The sequence below is a fragment of the Streptomyces sp. NPDC002838 genome, from assembly GCF_040295365.1.
In the GTDB taxonomy this organism is placed as follows: domain Bacteria; phylum Actinomycetota; class Actinomycetes; order Streptomycetales; family Streptomycetaceae; genus Streptomyces.
In genome coordinates, this window is record NZ_JBEOVF010000010.1 from 187,428 (window position 1) to 203,688 (window position 16,261).

21 protein-coding genes and 2 pseudogenes are annotated in these 16,261 nt (G+C 71.3%); 9 read left to right on the forward strand and 14 right to left on the reverse strand.

Annotated features, from left to right (window positions below):
- Positions 1-3 precede the first annotated feature (3 nt).
- The 3 genes from ABT063_RS16355 to ABT063_RS16365 all read right to left on the reverse strand — a co-directional run bounded on the left by ABT063_RS16355 (position 4) and on the right by ABT063_RS16365 (position 1,403).
- Positions 4-435 carry an NfeD family protein gene (locus ABT063_RS16355; protein WP_351058011.1) on the reverse strand — a complete coding sequence of 144 codons (432 nt, stop codon included), beginning with the start codon at positions 433-435 and terminating at the stop codon, positions 4-6.
- 145 nt (positions 436-580) lie between these two features.
- On the reverse strand, positions 581-766 hold the full coding sequence (locus ABT063_RS16360; RefSeq protein WP_351058012.1) for a hypothetical protein: 186 nt from the start codon (positions 764-766) through the stop codon (positions 581-583).
- A 271-nt stretch (positions 767-1,037) separates the two neighbouring features.
- Positions 1,038-1,403: a GntR family transcriptional regulator gene (locus ABT063_RS16365; RefSeq protein ID WP_351058013.1), complete on the reverse strand. Its 366-nt coding sequence runs from the start codon at positions 1,401-1,403 to the stop codon at positions 1,038-1,040.
- Between the two features lie 222 nt (positions 1,404-1,625).
- Between ABT063_RS16365 and ABT063_RS16370 the strand changes: the two genes are divergently transcribed.
- On the forward strand, positions 1,626-1,892 hold the full coding sequence (locus ABT063_RS16370) for a hypothetical protein (RefSeq protein ID WP_351058070.1): 267 nt from the start codon (positions 1,626-1,628) through the stop codon (positions 1,890-1,892).
- Between the two features lie 115 nt (positions 1,893-2,007).
- Here the strand turns inward: ABT063_RS16370 and ABT063_RS52190 are convergent.
- A pseudogene (locus ABT063_RS52190) lies at positions 2,008-2,133 on the reverse strand (HipA family kinase); the annotation flags it as partial.
- Between the two features lie 202 nt (positions 2,134-2,335).
- On the opposite strand from ABT063_RS52190, the gene ABT063_RS16375 reads away from it, so the two are divergent.
- Positions 2,336-2,821 carry a Rieske (2Fe-2S) protein gene (locus tag ABT063_RS16375; protein ID WP_351058014.1) on the forward strand — a complete coding sequence of 162 codons (486 nt, stop codon included), beginning with the start codon at positions 2,336-2,338 and terminating at the stop codon, positions 2,819-2,821.
- Positions 2,822-2,824: 3 nt separating this feature from the next.
- Here ABT063_RS16375 and ABT063_RS16380 read toward each other — a convergent pair whose 3' ends face one another.
- Entirely contained in the window at positions 2,825-3,475 is a 651-nt protein-coding gene (locus ABT063_RS16380) for a cysteine hydrolase family protein (protein ID WP_351058015.1), read from the reverse strand.
- 136 nt (positions 3,476-3,611) lie between these two features.
- Here ABT063_RS16380 and ABT063_RS16385 point away from each other — a divergent pair, with 136 nt between their 5' ends.
- On the forward strand, positions 3,612-4,079 hold the full coding sequence (locus tag ABT063_RS16385; protein ID WP_351058016.1) for a pyridoxamine 5'-phosphate oxidase family protein: 468 nt from the start codon (positions 3,612-3,614) through the stop codon (positions 4,077-4,079).
- 1 nt (position 4,080) lies between these two features.
- Here ABT063_RS16385 and ABT063_RS16390 read toward each other — a convergent pair whose 3' ends face one another.
- Positions 4,081-4,983, reverse strand: a complete 903-nt coding sequence (locus ABT063_RS16390; protein WP_351058017.1) for a LysR family transcriptional regulator — start codon at positions 4,981-4,983, stop codon at positions 4,081-4,083.
- 38 nt (positions 4,984-5,021) lie between these two features.
- Between ABT063_RS16390 and ABT063_RS16395 the strand changes: the two genes are divergently transcribed.
- Complete coding sequence (locus tag ABT063_RS16395) at positions 5,022-6,122, forward strand: DMT family transporter (protein ID WP_502990824.1); 1,101 nt, start codon at positions 5,022-5,024, stop codon at positions 6,120-6,122.
- Between the two features lie 87 nt (positions 6,123-6,209).
- On the opposite strand, the gene ABT063_RS16400 is transcribed toward ABT063_RS16395, so the two are convergent.
- Positions 6,210-7,541 carry an aminotransferase class I/II-fold pyridoxal phosphate-dependent enzyme gene (locus ABT063_RS16400; RefSeq protein ID WP_351058019.1) on the reverse strand — a complete coding sequence of 444 codons (1,332 nt, stop codon included), beginning with the start codon at positions 7,539-7,541 and terminating at the stop codon, positions 6,210-6,212.
- Between the two features lie 35 nt (positions 7,542-7,576).
- Between ABT063_RS16400 and ABT063_RS16405 the strand changes: the two genes are divergently transcribed.
- Together ABT063_RS16405 and ABT063_RS16410 are read left to right on the forward strand one after the other, a co-directional pair.
- A complete protein-coding gene (locus ABT063_RS16405) occupies positions 7,577-8,257 on the forward strand; it encodes a pyridoxamine 5'-phosphate oxidase family protein (protein WP_351058020.1) in 681 nt (226 codons plus the stop codon).
- On the forward strand, positions 8,257-8,889 hold the full coding sequence (locus ABT063_RS16410; RefSeq protein WP_351058021.1) for an FMN-binding negative transcriptional regulator: 633 nt from the start codon (positions 8,257-8,259) through the stop codon (positions 8,887-8,889). Before ABT063_RS16405 ends, ABT063_RS16410 begins: the two co-directional genes overlap by 1 nt.
- 37 nt (positions 8,890-8,926) lie before the next feature.
- Here ABT063_RS16410 and ABT063_RS16415 read toward each other — a convergent pair whose 3' ends face one another.
- From ABT063_RS16415 to ABT063_RS16430, 4 genes are all read right to left on the reverse strand, one after another.
- Positions 8,927-9,880 (reverse strand): DMT family transporter, encoded by a 954-nt coding sequence (locus ABT063_RS16415; protein ID WP_351058022.1) that lies wholly within the window; start codon positions 9,878-9,880, stop codon positions 8,927-8,929.
- 212 nt (positions 9,881-10,092) lie between these two features.
- Positions 10,093-11,097: an EamA family transporter gene (locus ABT063_RS16420; RefSeq protein ID WP_351058023.1), complete on the reverse strand. Its 1,005-nt coding sequence runs from the start codon at positions 11,095-11,097 to the stop codon at positions 10,093-10,095.
- Positions 11,098-11,181: 84 nt separating this feature from the next.
- Positions 11,182-11,724, reverse strand: a complete 543-nt coding sequence (locus tag ABT063_RS16425) for a Clp protease N-terminal domain-containing protein (protein ID WP_351058024.1) — start codon at positions 11,722-11,724, stop codon at positions 11,182-11,184.
- Positions 11,725-11,729: 5 nt separating this feature from the next.
- On the reverse strand, positions 11,730-11,909 hold the full coding sequence (locus tag ABT063_RS16430) for a hypothetical protein (protein ID WP_351058025.1): 180 nt from the start codon (positions 11,907-11,909) through the stop codon (positions 11,730-11,732).
- 85 nt (positions 11,910-11,994) lie between these two features.
- Between ABT063_RS16430 and ABT063_RS16435 the strand changes: the two genes are divergently transcribed.
- Positions 11,995-12,423 carry a type II toxin-antitoxin system Rv0910 family toxin gene (locus tag ABT063_RS16435; protein WP_351058026.1) on the forward strand — a complete coding sequence of 143 codons (429 nt, stop codon included), beginning with the start codon at positions 11,995-11,997 and terminating at the stop codon, positions 12,421-12,423.
- 79 nt (positions 12,424-12,502) lie between these two features.
- Here ABT063_RS16435 and ABT063_RS16440 read toward each other — a convergent pair whose 3' ends face one another.
- The gene (locus ABT063_RS16440; RefSeq protein WP_351058027.1) at positions 12,503-13,117 is read right to left on the reverse strand and encodes a PadR family transcriptional regulator; all 615 of its coding nucleotides are present in this window, start codon (positions 13,115-13,117) and stop codon (positions 12,503-12,505) included.
- Positions 13,118-13,391: 274 nt separating this feature from the next.
- Here ABT063_RS16440 and ABT063_RS16445 point away from each other — a divergent pair.
- Positions 13,392-14,006, forward strand: a pseudogene (locus tag ABT063_RS16445) (TnsA-like heteromeric transposase endonuclease subunit); the annotation flags it as partial.
- Positions 14,007-14,046: 40 nt separating this feature from the next.
- On the opposite strand, the gene ABT063_RS16450 reads toward ABT063_RS16445, so the two are convergent.
- A complete protein-coding gene (locus ABT063_RS16450; RefSeq protein ID WP_351058067.1) occupies positions 14,047-14,316 on the reverse strand; it encodes a VOC family protein in 270 nt (89 codons plus the stop codon).
- 165 nt (positions 14,317-14,481) lie between these two features.
- On the opposite strand from ABT063_RS16450, the gene ABT063_RS16455 reads away from it, so the two are divergent.
- Positions 14,482-15,291, forward strand: coding sequence for a PhzF family phenazine biosynthesis protein (locus ABT063_RS16455; protein ID WP_351058028.1), 810 nt, complete (start codon positions 14,482-14,484; stop codon positions 15,289-15,291).
- A gap of 93 nt (positions 15,292-15,384) precedes the next feature.
- Here the strand turns inward: ABT063_RS16455 and ABT063_RS16460 are convergent, their stop codons facing one another.
- A complete protein-coding gene (locus tag ABT063_RS16460; protein ID WP_351058029.1) occupies positions 15,385-16,200 on the reverse strand; it encodes a CPBP family intramembrane glutamic endopeptidase in 816 nt (271 codons plus the stop codon).
- Positions 16,201-16,261 lie beyond the last annotated feature (61 nt).

A 16,261-nucleotide genomic window follows, 5' to 3' on the forward strand; every position in this document is an offset into this window, starting at 1 on the left:
GTTTCATTCCCGGGGGTAGACGATCGCGGTGGCGCCACTGATCTCTATGACGTCGACGGTCTTTCCAGCAGGAATCACCAGCGTCTCGTCGTAGGCGCGGGCCGTCCACTCCTCGCCGTCGATACGGACCCTGCCGCCCAGACCCGTCACCTCAGAGACGACATAGGCAGCCCTGCCGACCAGGGCATCCACGCCGAACCGCGCCACTTGGGGCCCGAGCACGTGGCGCAGCGCGATGGGGCGCACGAACAGCACGGTGACCGTAGCGACGACGGTGAAGACCAAGAACTGGAAGGGCAGCGGCAGTCCGACCGCGGCGGAACCCGCCGTGACCAACGCGGCCGCACTCAGCATTCCGAGCGCAGCGGTAAGGGTGAAGATCTCCGCCACAGCCAACACGGCTGCGATGATCAACCAGATCAGCCATAGATCCATTGCGCGCCTCTTCTGACCGGTTCGGGCGCCGAAGGGCTTGAGTCTCACCATTGGACCCGATACGGGACAGCCGCGATACCCCTGGGAAAGGAAACCTTGCCGAGCGGGCGATGGCGGTGTGGTGCAAGCGTCCCGAGCGACCCTTTCAGACCTTGGCAGCAATTTTACCCGTACGGAGAAGATCACATCTTCCGCGCAGACGAGTTGATCCGGTCTGGATCTTCCATGACGGGCCGGCGAGTTCCGCGCGTAGTACGGCGTGCTCCTCGAAGGCCGCGTCGCGCTGGATGCGCAGTTCGGCCGGGTCGTTGCAGACGTGCCAGTCCTCCAATCTCCATGATCCGGATTCGTGTCGGGGAGGGTGTTCGCGCGGAGATCCCCCTCCTGCCCGGTCGCTGGAGACGGATGGCCTACGCGCCTGGCGCCGGTCCGCTGCCCGCCCTGGCCGGCGCGGCCACGAGGTGTGGAGCACGGTGCCTTCTGCGCAAGCTCGCCCCCAATCGGTGCCCCAAGGACATTCCCCGAGGCAGAGCAGATGGCGGCCGCCCTCGATCTGCTCAGCCGCCCGAGGCCGTCAGCAGGGCAGAAAAGGCTGTCAGGGGTCAGCCTGGGGCTGCCTGCCCGGTGCGTACCAGGGCCAGCAGTTCCTCGTCCGCCAGTCCCAGCCGGCGTGCCTCTGCGATCAGGTCGTGGGCCCGCTCGGCCAGCCGCGCCCGGTCGGCCGGGGCCGTGCCGCCGGTGACCACGGCGCCCCGTCCCCGGCGCAGCTCGATCAGTCCTTCGCCGCGCAGCCGTTGGTAGCCGCGCAGCACGGTGCGCACGTTCACGCCCAGCGAGTCGGCCAGCTGCCGGGCGGCCGGCAGCCGCTCTCCGCTGTGCAGCGTCCCGGCGGCCAGCGCTCCGCGCACGTTCGCCGCGACCTGCTCGCCCAGCGACACCGGCGAGTTGGGATCGACCCGGAAGAGCACGTCACCTCCCCTGGTGCGACCGGCGCTGGTCGACAAGGGTGTTGAGCAGAGCCGCAGCGGTGTCCGCGTCACTGACCGTTACGGCGAACTCACGGCCCCCGACCAGCCGCAGCACCAGCGCCTGTCCCCACGCAGCACCACGGCAGTGGACTGGGTCCGTACCCGGTAGCCCCAACCGCCGTACTCCAGCGGCCGGATGTCACGTCGGGCGGCGGACTCGACATGCTCCAGCGGCACAAACTTACGCACTCCGGGCACGAGCAGCGACGCCACGGTCAAGCCGCGGGGATCCACGGTCACCCGCAGCGCGCCGAGCAGGACGGCCGCCAGCCCGACTGCTGCGGCGAGCTCAAGGCCACCCAGGGGGCAGGACCGCCGGGCAGGGTGTGCGGCAGCGTCGCCACGGCCACCGCCAGGGCGAGCACGGCGGCGACGAAGCCGCGCGAGACGCTGTTCCGGCTCCAGGCCGCTCGCCCCCCCCGGACGTAGTAGCTCGAGGCGCTCGCCCTGGGGGTGGGTGTCGACCGGGGATGTGTCGTCGCGCGGCAGCGCCACCGCGGTCCCCAGGGCAGCTCAGCCTCGGGTACCGCTGCATCTCCGCAGGTCCCCACCACCGGCCGGTGAACTCCGTGACGTAGGTCCCGTGGTCGTCGGCCTCGACGGACCCCGGCAGCGAGCCGCCCTCACGCAGGGGCGTGATGTAGCGGGTCGCGGTGATTTCCTTGAGCATCGCCTGATGGTTGCTGGGGGCTGTTGCCGCAGGCCGGAGGCGCCCCCGTGGGGTCGTGCCGCGCATCGACAGCGGAACGACAGCCGTGATTTATGCCCGCCCGACCTCGAACAGGTTTAGATCTCGACAGCGTCTGAACAGGCCAGGCCTTCGGACCGTACCTCCCCTCAGATCACGCAACCTGCTCGAAAGGAACGTCAGCATGACCAGCGCATCGTTCAAGCCCGCATCGGGACCTGCCCGTCGAACCGTAGTGGCGGCGGCCGGAGCAGCGGGGCTCGCCGTCGCGCTGACCGCGTGCGGAGACTCCGACGACTCATCCAGCAGCTCCGGCAGCACCGAGGCCGGCAGCGACGCGAGCAGCGGCGGTTCGGGAGCCTCCGAGAGCGCCGGGGCCGGTGGCGCATCGCTCGCCGCGACGGCCGACATTCCCGAGGGCGGCGGAAAGGTCTTCGCTGACCAGAAAGTGGTGGTCACCCAGCCGACGGCCGGCGAGTTCAAGGCGTTCTCGGCCACGTGCACCCACCAGGGCTGTGCGGTGAAGGGCATATCCGACGGTTTGATCACCTGCCCCTGTCACAACAGCAACTTCTCCATCACGGACGGCAGCGTCAAGAGCGGTCCCGCGAAGGAACCGCTGCCCGCCGTGCAGATCACCGTCAGCGGGGACTCGATCACGCTGGCGTGAGCCTCACGCCCGTCCTGTGCGGCGGGGCCGCTTGAAGCAGGCCAGCACCTCGTCCGTGGTCGCGACCGTGGCGACCAATGCGAGGGTGTGGCGGACCATCGCGGGGGTGTAGTCGGAGGGCACCCCCGCGATGGCGTCCGTCGGTACGAGGGCGGTGTAGCCGCGGTTGACGGCATCGAAGACGGCGTTGGGGATCGCCACGTTGGCGGAGACACCGGTGACGACCAGCGTGCGGCAGCCCAGGTTGCGCAGCAGCGCGTCGACCTCGGTGCCCTGGATCGGGGACAGCCCGTGCAGCCGACGTACGACGAAGTCCTCCTCGGCGACCTCGATCGGGGCCGCCACGCGCACCGCGGTGGTGCCCGACAGCTGCTGGACGGGCAGCCGTTCGGCGGCCCGGAAGAGCCGGGCGTTGCGGCTCGCGCCCCGGCCGTCCGGGCGGCGCTCGGCGATCGCGTGGATCACCTGGACGCCACTCTCGTGTGCGGCGGCGACCAGCCGGGAGACATTGGCGAGCGCGCCCGAGGATCGCGCTTCCTTGGCGAGTTCGGGCAGCGCGCCGTCCGCTCCTACGACACCCTGCTGGCACTCGACGGTGAGCAGGACGGTGGTGGCGGGATCGAGGAGCTCGCTGAGGCGTTCGTACGACGGCATGGTTCCCCCTTGTCGCCGACGGCGTGGAGCGGGCGAGACTAGCCACCATTGCGCGGGGACGGAAGACAACCCATCCTTTTCTGACGTGATGTCAGAGGATCTCCTCTGACACTTCGTGAGAGAAAGAGGGGGCCGCATGACCGTCACTCAGCGCCGGGGCCGAAAGATCATGATGACGCCCGGTGAGCTGGACGAGTTCCTCACCAGTCAGCGCACCTGCCGCGTCGCCACCGTGTCGGCCGACGGCGCTCCGCATGTGAGCACGCTGTGGTTCGCCTGGGACGGCACCTCCATGTGGCTCTACTCCGTGGTGCGCAGCAAGCGGTGGACCGATCTGCGCCGCGATCCGCGGGTCGCGATCGTGGTGGACACGGGTGAGGAGTACGACGAGCTGCAGGGCGTCGAGCTGTCCGGGACCGTGGAGTTCGTGGGCGAGATACCCCGCACCGGGGAGCTGTGCGCGGAACTGGACCTGCCCGAGACGCTGTTCGCCCGTAAGAACTTCCGGCTGGACGAGATGCCGCACGACGGCCGGCACGCCTGGGTGCGGCTGACGCCTAAGAAGATCGTCTCCTGGGACTTCCGCAAGCTGGGGTCGGTGTAGCTCACCCGACCTTGTCGGCCGCCGCCTGCAGGGCCCGCACCGCCGCCCGGATCGACGGGCGGCGGTCGGCGTCCGCGCGCCAGACGACGTACACATGGCGGCGCACCCGCTGCCGGAGCGGGACGGTGACGACCTCGGCGGGCATGGGGTGGCGGCCCAGCAGGGGCGCGACGCACACCCCCAATCCCGCTGCGACGAGCCCGAGTTGTGTGTGCGTCTCGGCGGCGCGGTGTCCGACGATCGGCTCGATGCCCTTGGAACGCAGGGTGAACATCAGCCACTCGTGGCAGAACTCGCCCTCGCCCCAGGTGATCCACTCGTCCTCGGCGAACTCGGCGAGGTCCACCTCGTCGCGGCCGGCGAGCCGGTGATCGGCCGACATCGCCACGTCTGCGGGGTCGTCCAGGATCGGCGCCTTGACCAGGCCCTCGGGCAGCGGCATCGGCTTGTTGTACCAGTCGAGTACGACCGCGACGTCGAGGTCGCCGCGGATGACGCCGGCGATGCCGCGCTCCGGTTCCAGCTCGCACGAGCGCACGCGCAGGGCCGGGTGCCGCGCGCGCAGGGCGGCGAGCGCCGTGGGGAACAGTCCGCGCGCGGCCGTCGGGAACGCGGACAGTCTCAGCTCGCCGACGACCTGCCCGCGCTGTGCCTCCAGGTCGGACTGGGCGAGTTCGACCTGCGAGAGGATGCGCGCCGCGTGCTCGGCGAGCAGACGGCCCGCGTCCGTGAGCCGCACGCCCCGCCCGTTCTTGGCGAGGAGCTGCTGGCCGACCTCCCGCTCCAGCTTGGACATCTGCTGCGAGACGGCCGACGTCGTGATGTGCAGCCCTGCGGCGGCGCCGCTGACCGAGCCGTGCCGGGCCAGGGCGTCCAAAGTGCGCAGGCGCTCCAGGTTCAACATATAAGCAATACTACGAGATACCAGGCGCCAAATCTCGATTGTGCTACGAGGTTGTGCGCGCCATCGTGGTCCGCATGAGCTCCCTCACCGCCTCCCCGACCTCGGCCGGAACCGGCTCCCGCTCCCGCTCCCGCCCCGCCCTCGACTGGCGTCTGCGCTTCGGCGTCCTCGCGCTGATCTGGGGCTTCAGCTTCCTGCTCATCAAGGTGGGCACCGAGGGCTATGCCCCCTTCCAGGTCACGCTCGGCCGCCTGGTGTTCGGTACGGCGGTGCTCGCCGCCGCGATGACCGTCAAGCGGGAACGCCTCCCGCGCGGTGCGCGCACCTGGGCGCATCTGACGGTCGCCGCGTTCCTCTTGAACGCGCTGCCCTTCTCCCTCTTCGCCTACGCCGAGTTGACGATCCCGTCCACGCTCGCGGGCATCTGCAACGCGACCTCGCCACTGTGGGGCATGGCGCTGTCCCTGGTCGCCCTCTCCGAGGACCGCCCGACCCGGGTCCGGGTCGCGGGACTCGGCCTCGGCTTCCTCGGCGTGCTGACGGTCCTCGGCGCCTGGCAGGGCTTCGACGGCCTGGACGCCACGGGCACGGTGATGGCCCTGCTGGCCTCGCTCAGCTACCCCGTCGGCTGGATCTACGTCCGCCGCACACTGGCCGGCTCCGGCCACTCGCATCTGTCGCTGACCGGGGCCCAGTTGCTGCTGGCGACCGTCCAACTGGCCGTCGTCACATCGCTGTTCACTACCCTCCCGACCCATCTCCCGGTCGTGCCGCTGCTCGCGATCGTCGCCCTGGGTGCCCTCGGCACGGGGGTCGCCATGCTCGTCCAGTACGGCATCGTCGCCGAGGTCGGCCCGACCACGGCCCAGATGGTCACCTACTTCATCCCGGTCATCGCCACGGCCGCCGGCGTCGCGATCCTCGGCGAGTCCCTGACCTGGTCGACACCGGTGGGCGCGGCGATCGTGCTGGCGGGGGCGGCGCTGACACAGGCGAGGCCTCGGCGGCAGGACGGGCCAGGCGTGGCGGACTCGGACTCCGCGCCCGTCTCCGACGCGAACGGCCGGCGTCACCCCCGCTCGGCCCCACGCCGGGGCCAGGTCCCGGACGCGGCTTCCGGACACGGCTCCCGGACGTAGCCCCAGGGCCTGTCCGGCGGATCATGTCGGAGACGCGGGGTCGATGAGCACCGTCGCTTTCCTCCAACCTGATCCGCCGGACAGGCCCTACACGTAGCTGCGAGCCGGCGCCGGCCCCACCGCGGAGGCGATCGCGTCCGCCAGCGGCCCCGTCTCCTCCACCGTCAGCGTCGAGACCGTGATCCGGATCCCGGGCGGTGCGCTCATCCGGAAGCGGGCGCCGGGTGCGACGGCCCAGCCGGCGTGCAGCAGCCTGGCGACGGCTCCGGTCTCGTCGGGCACCGGAATCCACACGTTCAGGCCGGAGCGCCCGTGGGCCTCGACACCCCGCTCGGCGAGCGCGTCGATCAGCAGATCCCGGCGCCCGCAGTACGCCGCCGCCACCGCCGACGAGTCCAGCGCCCCGTCGGCCCACAGCCGTAGCACGGCCCGTTGGGTGATCCGGCTGACCCAGCCGGGCCCGAGCCGCTGCCGTCCGCGCACGCGGTCGACGGTGACGGCGTCCCCGGTGAGGACGGCGAGCCGCAGGTCGGGCCCGTACCCCTTGGCGACCGAACGCACGAAGGCCCAGGTGCGGGCCTCCTCGGCCAGGGGACGCAGGGGCAGGTCGACGATCCCGTGGCCGTGGTCGTCCTCGATCAGCAGGGTCTCCGGATGCTCCCGCAGCACGGACCGCAGGGCACGCGCGCGCGTGGCGCCCACCGCCGCGCCGGTCGGGTTCTGCGCCCGGTCGGTGACGATCAGGGCACGGGCCCCGGCCGCCAGGGCCCGCCGTACGTCGTCGGGGAGCGGCCCCTCGTCGTCGACGCCCACCGGGGCCGTACGCAGTCCGAGCGCCGGGACGAGGTCGAGGAGGCTGCCCCAGCCGGGGTCCTCCAGGGCGACCGTGTCGCCCGGTTTGAGGTGGGCCGCGAGGATCCGCTCGATCGCGTCGAGCGACCCGGAGGCGATGGCCAGCGGCCCGTCCGGCACCCCGTCGGCAGTCAGCTCCGCCCGCGCGATCCGCGCCAACTCCGGCTCCACGGGCGCGTCTCCGTACAGGACCGGCTCTCGGTCGGCCTGCTCGGCCGCCGCAGCGAACGCCTTCGCCAGGGACGGCAGCAGCGCGGGATCCGGATTGCCGTTCGACACGTCCCGCACCCCCTCCGGCACGTCCACCCGGATGTACTCGCGCCCCGTGGTGGCCGGCTTGGGCCGAACCCGACTGCCCCGGCGCCCGGCGGTCTCGATGACCCCGCGCTCGCGCAGCGTGCGATAGGCGGCCGCGACGGTGTTGGGGTTCACGCCCAACTCGGCGGCCAATTCCCTCATGGGCGGCAGCAGTTGACCGGGCAGCAGCTCCCCGGCTCCCACCGCCTGCTCGACGCTCGCCGAAATCTCCGCTGCGCGCCGGCCGGTGATTCGATACTCTCCTAGCACAAAGCTGATTATGCACTAGTGCAATGGAGAGCGCCATGCAGGGGACCCAGCAGACGACTACGCCCGCCGCCTACACCCCAACCGACCGCACCGTCCCCACACGCTCCCCGCACCGTGCCTCGTACGACAAGGACCTGGTGCACACGATCCTCGACGAGGGCTACGTCTGCCACCTCGGCTTCGTCCGCGACGGCGCGCCGGTCGTGCTGCCCACGCTGTACGGCCGGGTCGGCGAGCGGCTCTACGTGCACGGCTCGACGGGTTCGCGCCCGCTGCGGATGACGGGGCAGGCCGACCCGGGGCTCCCGGTGTGCCTGACGGTCACACACGTCGACGCGCTGATCCTGGCCCGCTCGGCCTTCCACCACTCGATCAACTACCGGTCCGTGGTGGTGCACGGCGTCGCCCACGACGTGACCGACCCCGAGGAGAAGCTGGCCGCCCTGGACGCGCTGGTCGACCACGTCGTACCGGGCCGCGCCGCCGACTCCCGGCCGGCCAACAAGAAGGAGCTGGCCGCCACCGCCGTGATCCGCCTCGACCTCGACGAGGTCTCCGCCAAGGTCCGCACCGGCGGCGTCAACGACGAACCCGAGGACCTCACCCTCCCGCACTGGGCCGGCGTCGTCCCGCTGCGCAAGGGCTACGAAACCCCCGTAGCGGACGCCGGCTTGGTCCCCGGCACCGAGCTCCCCGACTACCTGGCGGTCCCGTGATGCTGATCCATCCCTGGGACGCGCCACGCGACGACGCCGAGTGGCAACGCTGGCTGGCCGCCCACGACTTCGGACAGCTCGCCGTCAACGGCCGGCCGGGCGAGCCGCCGTACATCCAGCCCCTGCACTTCGCCTACGACGCCGAGCGCGGCGAGGTCGTCACACATCTGGCCCGCCCGAATCCACTGTGGCACGCCCTGGAGGCGAGCCCGGACGTCCTGCTGAGCGTGGTCGACGACTACGTGTACGTACCCGGCCCCTGGCAGGCCGCGCCCGACGGCCCGTCCGAACACGGCACACCCACGAGCCTCTACGCCGCCGTCCAACTCCGTTGCCGGGCCCACCTCGTGGACGACCCGGCCGGGAAGGCCGCGCTCCTCAACCGGCAGGTCGGCCACTTCCAGCCGGAGGGCGGCTCCGCGCGGGTGGCGGTGGGCGAGCCGACGTACGGGCGGATGCTGTCCGGGATCCGCGGGCTACGGCTCGAAGTGGTCGCCGTCCGGGCGAAGTTCAAGTACGCCGGTCACCGGCCCGAGGAGGTCCAGGACCGGATCGCGGCCGGGCTGGCCGACCGGAGCGGTCCGCGCGACACGGCGGCACGCGAGCACCTGCTGCGCCGGCGCGGAGCCTGAGTGAAGGGCCCTTCCCTCGTGGAAGGGCCCCTCTGCGTCACACGAGCGCCGGCTCCTCCTCCGTCGCCGCCGCGCCCCGCGTCTCCGCGACCGCGAGCCCCGCGACCGAGCCGAGCAGGAGCAGGGTGCCGGCCACCGTGGCCGGGGTGAGCCGCTCGCCGAGCAGGGCGACGGCCAGCACCGCCGCGCTCACCGGCTCCAGCAGCATGATCACGGACACGGTGGCCGACCGTACGACGGCCGCGCCCGCGAAGTAGAGGCCGTAGGCGAGGGCCGTGGGGACGGCCGCGATGTAGGCCAACAGCCACAGGAGGCGGACCGGTTCGGCGGTGTGCGGCACCAGTCCCTCGGCCAGCGCGAGCGGCAGCAGGCACAGGCTGGTGACCGCGAACGCCCCCACGGACGTACTGGCGGTGTCCACCCCGCCGTTCCGGCCCCACCGGCGGGTGAGCAGGGTCATCACGCTGTACCCGGCCGCGGACAGCAGCGCGAGCAGGACGCCCCACGGGCGTACGGCCGCGTCCTCGCCGCCGAGCGTCAGCACCCCGAGTCCGGCGAGCGCCCCGGCGACGGCCACGGCTCCGCCGCCGCCGAGCCGCTCCCCCAGGGTCAGCCGCGCGCCGAGCGCGATGAGGACGGGCCCGGCGCCGAGCGTGACGACGGTGGCCACGGCGAGTCCGGTGGACTCCACGGCCGCGAAGTAGGCCGTCTGGAAGACGGCCAGGCCGACACCCGTGACCCCGACCCGCAGCGCCTTGCGACGCAGCGGTTCCCGTACGGCGGTCCGGGCGCCGCCCGGACGCAGGAGGCGGACGACTAGAAGCAGCACGAGCCCGGCCGCGCAGCGCCAGAAGGACAGGGCGACGGGCCCGATGTCACTGGCCCGATAGGCCAGGGAAGCGGCCGCGCCCGCGGTGCCCCAGGCGACGCCGGCGACGATCAGGTAGAGGAGGCCTCGCCCGATGGGCAGGCCGGAAGCAGTATTCGACACGCGTTCTCTCCGCAGATGCGCAAGATGCGCTGAAGTTCAGGGAGGACGCCCGCTCAGCGGGGGTCCACGGACTTCTTCTGCGGGCAGCACCGTTCCGCCCGGCGGCATGCAGGGCTCAGGGGTGTCTCTAGAACGCCCCTGGTGTCCGGAGGGCCCGCCTCAGGCGGCCGGAGGCGGAAGAACGAGTGCGTTCGTATGCATGATGCGGCAGCCTATGGGGCGGTCCCGCGCGCCGACAACTCCCTTTCGGCGCCGCCGCTCGCGACCGGATCCGGGGAGTGCTTGGCTGGCGCCGACGACTGCGCGATGAACGCGCCGGCCAGGACGACCGCTCCGCCGATGATCTGCGGTGCCGAGAGGTGCTCGCCGAGCAGGACCCAGGCGAGGACGGTCGCGATGACCGCTTCGAGGCACGCGACGACACCGGCCACCTGCGGGGAGAGCCGGCGCACCGCGAGGACGCCGGTGACGTAGGCGAGGACCGTGGCGACAAGCACGATCCAGGCCAGCAGCAGGCCGGCCGCCACCGGAGTGCCGTCCATGTCCGCGGCGCGGGCGAGCACGGCCCAGTCCATGGTCCAGGGGCGGGCGACGACGGTCAGTACGGCCGTGCCGACGAGCAGCCCGTACGCGATGACTCCGAGCGGGTCCGGCGCCTGGTCCCCGGCGTCGCTGCCCTGGTCGGACAGGACGAAGTAGCCGACCTGGCAGCAGGCGGCGCCGAGCGCGAGGAGCAGGCCGAGGGCGTCGAAGCTCAGGCCCGACCAGACCTCGACGACGCAGGCGAGGCCCCCGACCGCGAGAACCACGCCGAGCGCGGCGGCGCGCGTCACCGGCCGCCGCTGTACGAACCGCACCCAGCCGAGCACAAGGGCGGGCGCGAGGTACTCGACGAGCAGGGCGACCCCGACGGGAATCCGGGATATCGCGGCGAAGTAGCAGGCTTGGACGCCGGCCACGGCGAACAGCCCGAACCCGGCGAGCAGGGCGGGGCGGCGACGCAGCAGGGCGCGGTGGCGCCAGGCGACCGGCAGCATCACCAGGGCCGCGCCCGCGACGCGCAGCCACACCACGTGGAGCGGGTCGAGCCCCGCCTCGATCAGCGGCTTGGCCGCTACCCCGGATCCGCCGAAGGCGAGCGCGGACGCCAGTGCGAGACCGAGCCCGACGCTCCTTCCCCGGCTGCCCTGACTGCTCTCAGACGTACGCACCGGCACATGATGACAGGCGATGACATGAGCGTCATCCCTGTTGACACCTGTCTCACCGGCTGGACGGCCCTGCCTCGTCGAGGGCGCTCGTCAGGCGCGATCTCTCTCCAAACGGCTGTCGACCCGCGCGAACACCTCACGCGCGTCGATCCCCGCACGGTCCAGCACCTCGACGGCCCGCGCCTCCGGGTCCACGACGATCGCCGCGAGGAGGTCGATGCCACGGGCCGGCCCGCCGCCGCGTCGCGCGGCCCGCGCACGGGCGTACTCCATCGCGCCCGCGGCCAGCGGCGAGTAGCCCTCGGCGTGCGTCACCACGGGTACGGCCCCGGAGTCCTCGACGCTGCCCTGCCAGCGCAGGCCGTAGCCGATGCTGCGCTGGACGAGGTAGCCGAGCAGGCGGGCGAACTGTGGTTCGCCGTCGAAGACGGCCCGCGCCTCGGGGGCGGACTCCAGCAGTGAGTGCAGCAGATGGGCCGTGTCGACCTGCCGGTCCCCGTCCCTGACCGCCCGTCGCCGGGCACCGGAGACCACCGCTGCCAGTTCGGCACTCAGCCTGGCATCGTCGTCCGTGTGGGCCGGGCGCCGACTGCCGGGCTCGAGGGCCGACTGCCGGGGGATAAGGGGTTGCACATCCCCTACCCCATCAGCCCCTCCGCCTTGCCGTCATCCACGGGAGGAAGCATTTTGGCGTCCCACGGGAAGGGGACGCGACGCGCCGCGATCTCCTCCTTGCGGATGAGATCCCGCTGTTCTTCCCCGAAGGGCGCGCGCCGCCTTGTTCCGCGCCCCACACGTACCTCTCGCACGGACGACATGACCTGACGGTTCATCAGTATTGAATATTCCGGGCCCTGCGGCTACGTTCCGCGACACCGTAGCCCGACACGAAGAGGTGGTCGCATGGCCGAAGTCAGCGCGGAGGCACGGATCGGGGCGCCCGCGGAGAAGGTCTGGGACCGGCTCACCGACTGGTCCTCGTACGGCGAGTGGAACGCGACCCACACCAGCTTTCCCAAGGGCGGCCCCGAGACCCTCGCCGTTGGCGGGACGTTCCAGGAGAACATGAAGCTGATGGGGTTCCCGGCCGAGGTCGAGTGGACCATCGAGGAACTGGAGCCGGCCCGGGTGTTCGCGATCCGCGGCAAGGGCCCGATGGCCGTGACCGTCGCCACGCGCTACACCCTCACTCCCGACGGCGACGCCACGTCGGTCCGCATCGACGGCGAGTTCACCGGCGCCGCCGTCTCACTGATGGCGGGCAAGCTCAAGGACTCGGCGACGGCCGCCCTGAACGAGTCGCTGCGCAAGCTGGCCGGGCTGGTGAGCTGACGGCCGCACACAGGAAGGCGCCCCGCGGATCTCTCCACGGGGCGCCTGCCGCACGACCGACCGTCCGGCCGCCCGGCCATCAGTCCTCGTCGGCGAGGATCAGATACAGCTTCTTGCGGGCGTCGTTGATGACACCGAGCGCCTTCTCGCGCTGCTCCTTGCTGCCGGTCTTCCAGACCTGTCCGAAGGCCTCCATCAGCCCGAAACCGGCCTGCCGGATCTCACCCAGGACCTCCCAGTCGACGCCGCGCGAGGCTTCCTCCCACGGCGCGTCGGGCCCCTCGTCGGCCGCCGTGCGACCGGCGTCCGTGAGCGAGAACAGCTTCTTGCCGCCCTCACTCTCACTGGTGATCAGCCCCTCGTCCTCCAGCAACTGAAGGGTGGGGTACACCGAACCCGGGCTGGGCTTCCACGCCCCGCCGCTGCGCTCGGCGATCTCCTGGATCATCTCGTACCCGTGCATGGGCCGGTCCTTCAGCAGCGCCAGGATCGACGCGCGTACGTCACCGCGCCGCGCCCTCCCCCGCGGTCCGCCGCGGCCCCTGTGACCCCAGGGCCCCGGACCGAAGCCCGGTCCACCGAAGCCGGGACCGCCCGGCCCGAAGGGGCCGAAGGCGCCACGCCGACCCTCGAAACCACCTCGGTCCTGACGACCGGCACCACCGTGTCCACGCTCGAATCCATGGGAACGCATCGCCATCACTCCATTCCATCGTTGATCTGTCGCGATGCCTCAACGATATATCGGAACCGATCGCATGACAAGGCCCGGACACGGCGGCCGCTTGACCTGTCTCAGCGAAGATTCCGTGATTCTCAGCGAAGGTGAACGGGTGCTCGTTGGTCTCACCGAAGGTTGAGCACTTTGGCTTCCACAGCGACGGAGCGACGCAGGCTCCCCGGGAGCGAGTTGGCAGGTTCCGTTCGAGGCGGTCGACCCTGTCCGGCCGTTCCGTTGGGACAAAGACACGCCGGGCTTCGCCGGCCGGCACTACTCGGTGACCGCGCGGGATCACGTGGCCTACGAGTCGTGGCTGGGGCGGGACCGGTTGATCCTGCTCGACAGAGATCCGCAAGTGAGGGCGATATCGTCGCAGCCCTTCTGGCTCCACTGGCACAACGGCAGCAGACAGCGCCGCCACGCTCCCGACTACTTCGTCCGGCTGGCCGCGGGGCAGGCCCGGGTCGTGGACGTCCGCGCCGCGGAGGACATGGATCGGCGGACACGGGAAGCCTTCGCGGCGACCGAGCGGGCCTGTGTGGCGGTGGGCTGGGAGTTCGAGTGGGCCGACCGTCCGGATCCGGTGCTCATGGCCAACGTCCGGTGGCTGGCGCGGTATCGCCGGGCACGCTCCGGTCGGCCGGTGGCCGTGGCCGGTCGACCAGCTCGCGAACCGCCGGAAGCTCGGCGCTCGCGGTGGCCGCCCGCCGACGTTCGACAAGACCGACTACCGCGAGCGCCACGCAGTCGAATGCGGCATCAAGCGCCTCAAGAGGCACCGGGCGGTGGCTACCGGTACGACAGGCTCGCCGCCCGCTACGAAGCGTCCGTTCTCGTCGCAGGCATCAACGAGTGGCTGTGACCAGCTGTCATACGGAACCGGCCAGGACGGCGCGTGAGCGTCAGGAATTCATGGCGGCTCGGTCGGACTCACTGCGCAGAACGCAGAATTCGTTACCTTCGGGATCAGCGAGGATCGCCCAGCCTGAACCATCGGGATTCCGGTGATCGGCGACAAAGGTGGCACCGAGACCCAGCAGCCGGTCCACCTCCTGATCGCGCGAGGTCTCAGGGCGCAAACACAGATGGATCCGGTTCTTGATCGTCTTAGCCTCGGGCACCTGGCCGCAGTGCCACGCCGGCGATCCTGTGCACCCGCTCTGCAACGACATCCGCAGGTACCGTCGCCAAACAGAGATCAACTCGCTCACCAGCCGCAATGCTCAGCTCGCCAACTACAGCGCTCAGCCCCGCCAGGTGTCGGCGCCCCCGAAATCGGTCCAGCACTCCGGAATTGGCCTTGGCCCGCCTCTCCACGACCCTCCTAGCGTCAGGGCATGCGCATCCGAATCGTCGACGCCTTCACCGACCGTCCCTTCGCCGGCAACCCGGCGGGAGTCCTGCTCCTCGACGCCTTCCCGGGCGACGACTGGCTCCAGCAGGTGGCCATGGAGGTCAACCACGCCGAGACCGCGTTCGCCCACCGTCTGCCCGAGGGCGGCGAGGCCGACTGGGCGCTGCGCTGGTTCACGCCCGCCGCCGAGGTCGCGATGTGCGGCCACGCGACACTGGCCACGGCCCACGTCCTGCACAGCACCGGCGCCCACCAGGGCCCGGTGCGGTTCGCCACCCGCAGCGGTGTCCTCATCGCCACGCCCGGCGAGGACGGCTCGATCACGCTGGACTTCCCGACGGCCCCGCTCACTCCGGTCGAGGCCCCGGACGGAGTCGCCGAGGCTCTCGGGGCCGAGCCGCGCGCCGTCCTCGACACCGGTCCGAACGTCGGCGACCTGCTGCTCGAACTCGCCGACGAGAAGACGGTCCATGCCCTGGCCCCGGACCTCAAGGCCCTGGGCGCCTACTCCGAGCGCGGCATCATCGCCACCGCCCGCGCCGAGGATCCCTCACGCGGTTACGACTTCGTCTCCCGCTGCTTCTTCCCGAACATCGGGATCGACGAGGACCCGGTCACCGGCAGCGCGCACACGGCCCTCGCCCCCTACTGGTCCGAGCGCCTGGGCCGTCCCGTCCTCACCGGTCTGCAGGCCTCGCCCCGCTCCGGCCGTGTCCGCACCGAGCAGCGCGGCGACCGGACGCTGCTGAGCGGGCACGCGGTCACCGTGATCGAGGGCGACCTGCTCGTCTGAGCGGCACAGTCTGAGCGGTACAGGAGGGGCGTACGAACGCGAGAGGGGCGTACGAGATCGTCGTACGCCCCTCTCGGAAGTCCTCGCAAGTCCTCACGCCGTCGGCAGCCAGCCCACCTTCCCGGCCAGCAGCGCGTATCCGACGAACGCCCCGATGTCGAGGAGGGAGTGCGCCACCACCAGCGGTCCGACTCGGCCCCACCGGCGGTACAGGTACACGAACACCACGCCCATCACCATGTTGCCGATGAACCCGCCGATGCCCTGGTAGAGGTGGTAGGAACCGCGCAGTACGGAGCTGGCCGCCAGCGCGGTGCCCGGCGTCCAGCCCAGCTGGCCCAGCCGGCGCAGCAGATAGCCGACGACGATGACCTCTTCGAGGACCGCGTTCTGCATGGCCGAGAGGATCAGCACCGGGTACTTCCACCACACGTCGGGCAGCGCCTCCGGCACCACCGTGAGGTTGAAGCCGAGGCCGCGTGCGGCCAGGTAGAAGGCGATTCCGGTGCTGCCGATCACCGCCGCGATCGCGGCCCCGCGGCCGAGGTCGGGCCAGGGCCGAGTGCGGTCGAAGCCGAGGGTCCGCATGCCCTGCCCCTCGCGCAGCAGGAAGTGCGCGACGAGGGCCACGGGCACGAGCGCCGAGGCGATCCCGAACAGCTGCCAGGCGAGGTCGAGCCAGGGGCGGCCAGGCGCGGCCGAGGCGTTGAGGGTGGCCGCCTGGTCCTTGAGGCCCCCCGGTTTGGTGACCGATCCGACAAAGCTGATCAGGGCGGACACACCACTCGCACCGAGTGAAACCCCCAGGACGAGCAGTGTCTCGTCCCGGAGGATCCGTCGAGAGGGCCGCTCATGAGGAAAAGACTCAGCCACCGGGCCCGCCTCCGACCGCACACCTGCCTCCAGCATCACCGTGATGGGACGTCACAGCTTGCCCGATCGGTGTGGGTCGGGCGACAGCGACCCCCAC

Excerpts from the sequence above, each read along its gene's own strand:
- ABT063_RS16355 (WP_351058011.1), bottom strand. The coding sequence starts at position 435 with ATGGATCTATGGCTGATCTGGTTGATCATCGCAGCCGTGTTGGCTGTG.
- ABT063_RS16370 (WP_351058070.1), top strand. The coding sequence starts at position 1,626 with ATGCTCCAGCGGCACAAACTTACGCACTCCGGGCACGAGCAGCGACGC.
- ABT063_RS16375 (WP_351058014.1), top strand. The coding sequence starts at position 2,336 with ATGACCAGCGCATCGTTCAAGCCCGCATCGGGACCTGCCCGTCGAACC.
- ABT063_RS16380 (WP_351058015.1), bottom strand. The coding sequence starts at position 3,475 with ATGCCGTCGTACGAACGCCTCAGCGAGCTCCTCGATCCCGCCACCACC.
- ABT063_RS16385 (WP_351058016.1), top strand. The coding sequence starts at position 3,612 with ATGACCGTCACTCAGCGCCGGGGCCGAAAGATCATGATGACGCCCGGT.
- ABT063_RS16390 (WP_351058017.1), bottom strand. The coding sequence starts at position 4,983 with ATGTTGAACCTGGAGCGCCTGCGCACTTTGGACGCCCTGGCCCGGCAC.
- ABT063_RS16405 (WP_351058020.1), top strand. The coding sequence starts at position 7,577 with ATGCAGGGGACCCAGCAGACGACTACGCCCGCCGCCTACACCCCAACC.
- ABT063_RS16410 (WP_351058021.1), top strand. The coding sequence starts at position 8,257 with ATGCTGATCCATCCCTGGGACGCGCCACGCGACGACGCCGAGTGGCAA.
- ABT063_RS16430 (WP_351058025.1), bottom strand. The coding sequence starts at position 11,909 with ATGTCGTCCGTGCGAGAGGTACGTGTGGGGCGCGGAACAAGGCGGCGC.
- ABT063_RS16435 (WP_351058026.1), top strand. The coding sequence starts at position 11,995 with ATGGCCGAAGTCAGCGCGGAGGCACGGATCGGGGCGCCCGCGGAGAAG.
- ABT063_RS16440 (WP_351058027.1), bottom strand. The coding sequence starts at position 13,117 with ATGCGTTCCCATGGATTCGAGCGTGGACACGGTGGTGCCGGTCGTCAG.
- ABT063_RS16450 (WP_351058067.1), bottom strand. The coding sequence starts at position 14,316 with ATGTCGTTGCAGAGCGGGTGCACAGGATCGCCGGCGTGGCACTGCGGC.
- ABT063_RS16455 (WP_351058028.1), top strand. The coding sequence starts at position 14,482 with ATGCGCATCCGAATCGTCGACGCCTTCACCGACCGTCCCTTCGCCGGC.
- ABT063_RS16460 (WP_351058029.1), bottom strand. The coding sequence starts at position 16,200 with ATGCTGGAGGCAGGTGTGCGGTCGGAGGCGGGCCCGGTGGCTGAGTCT.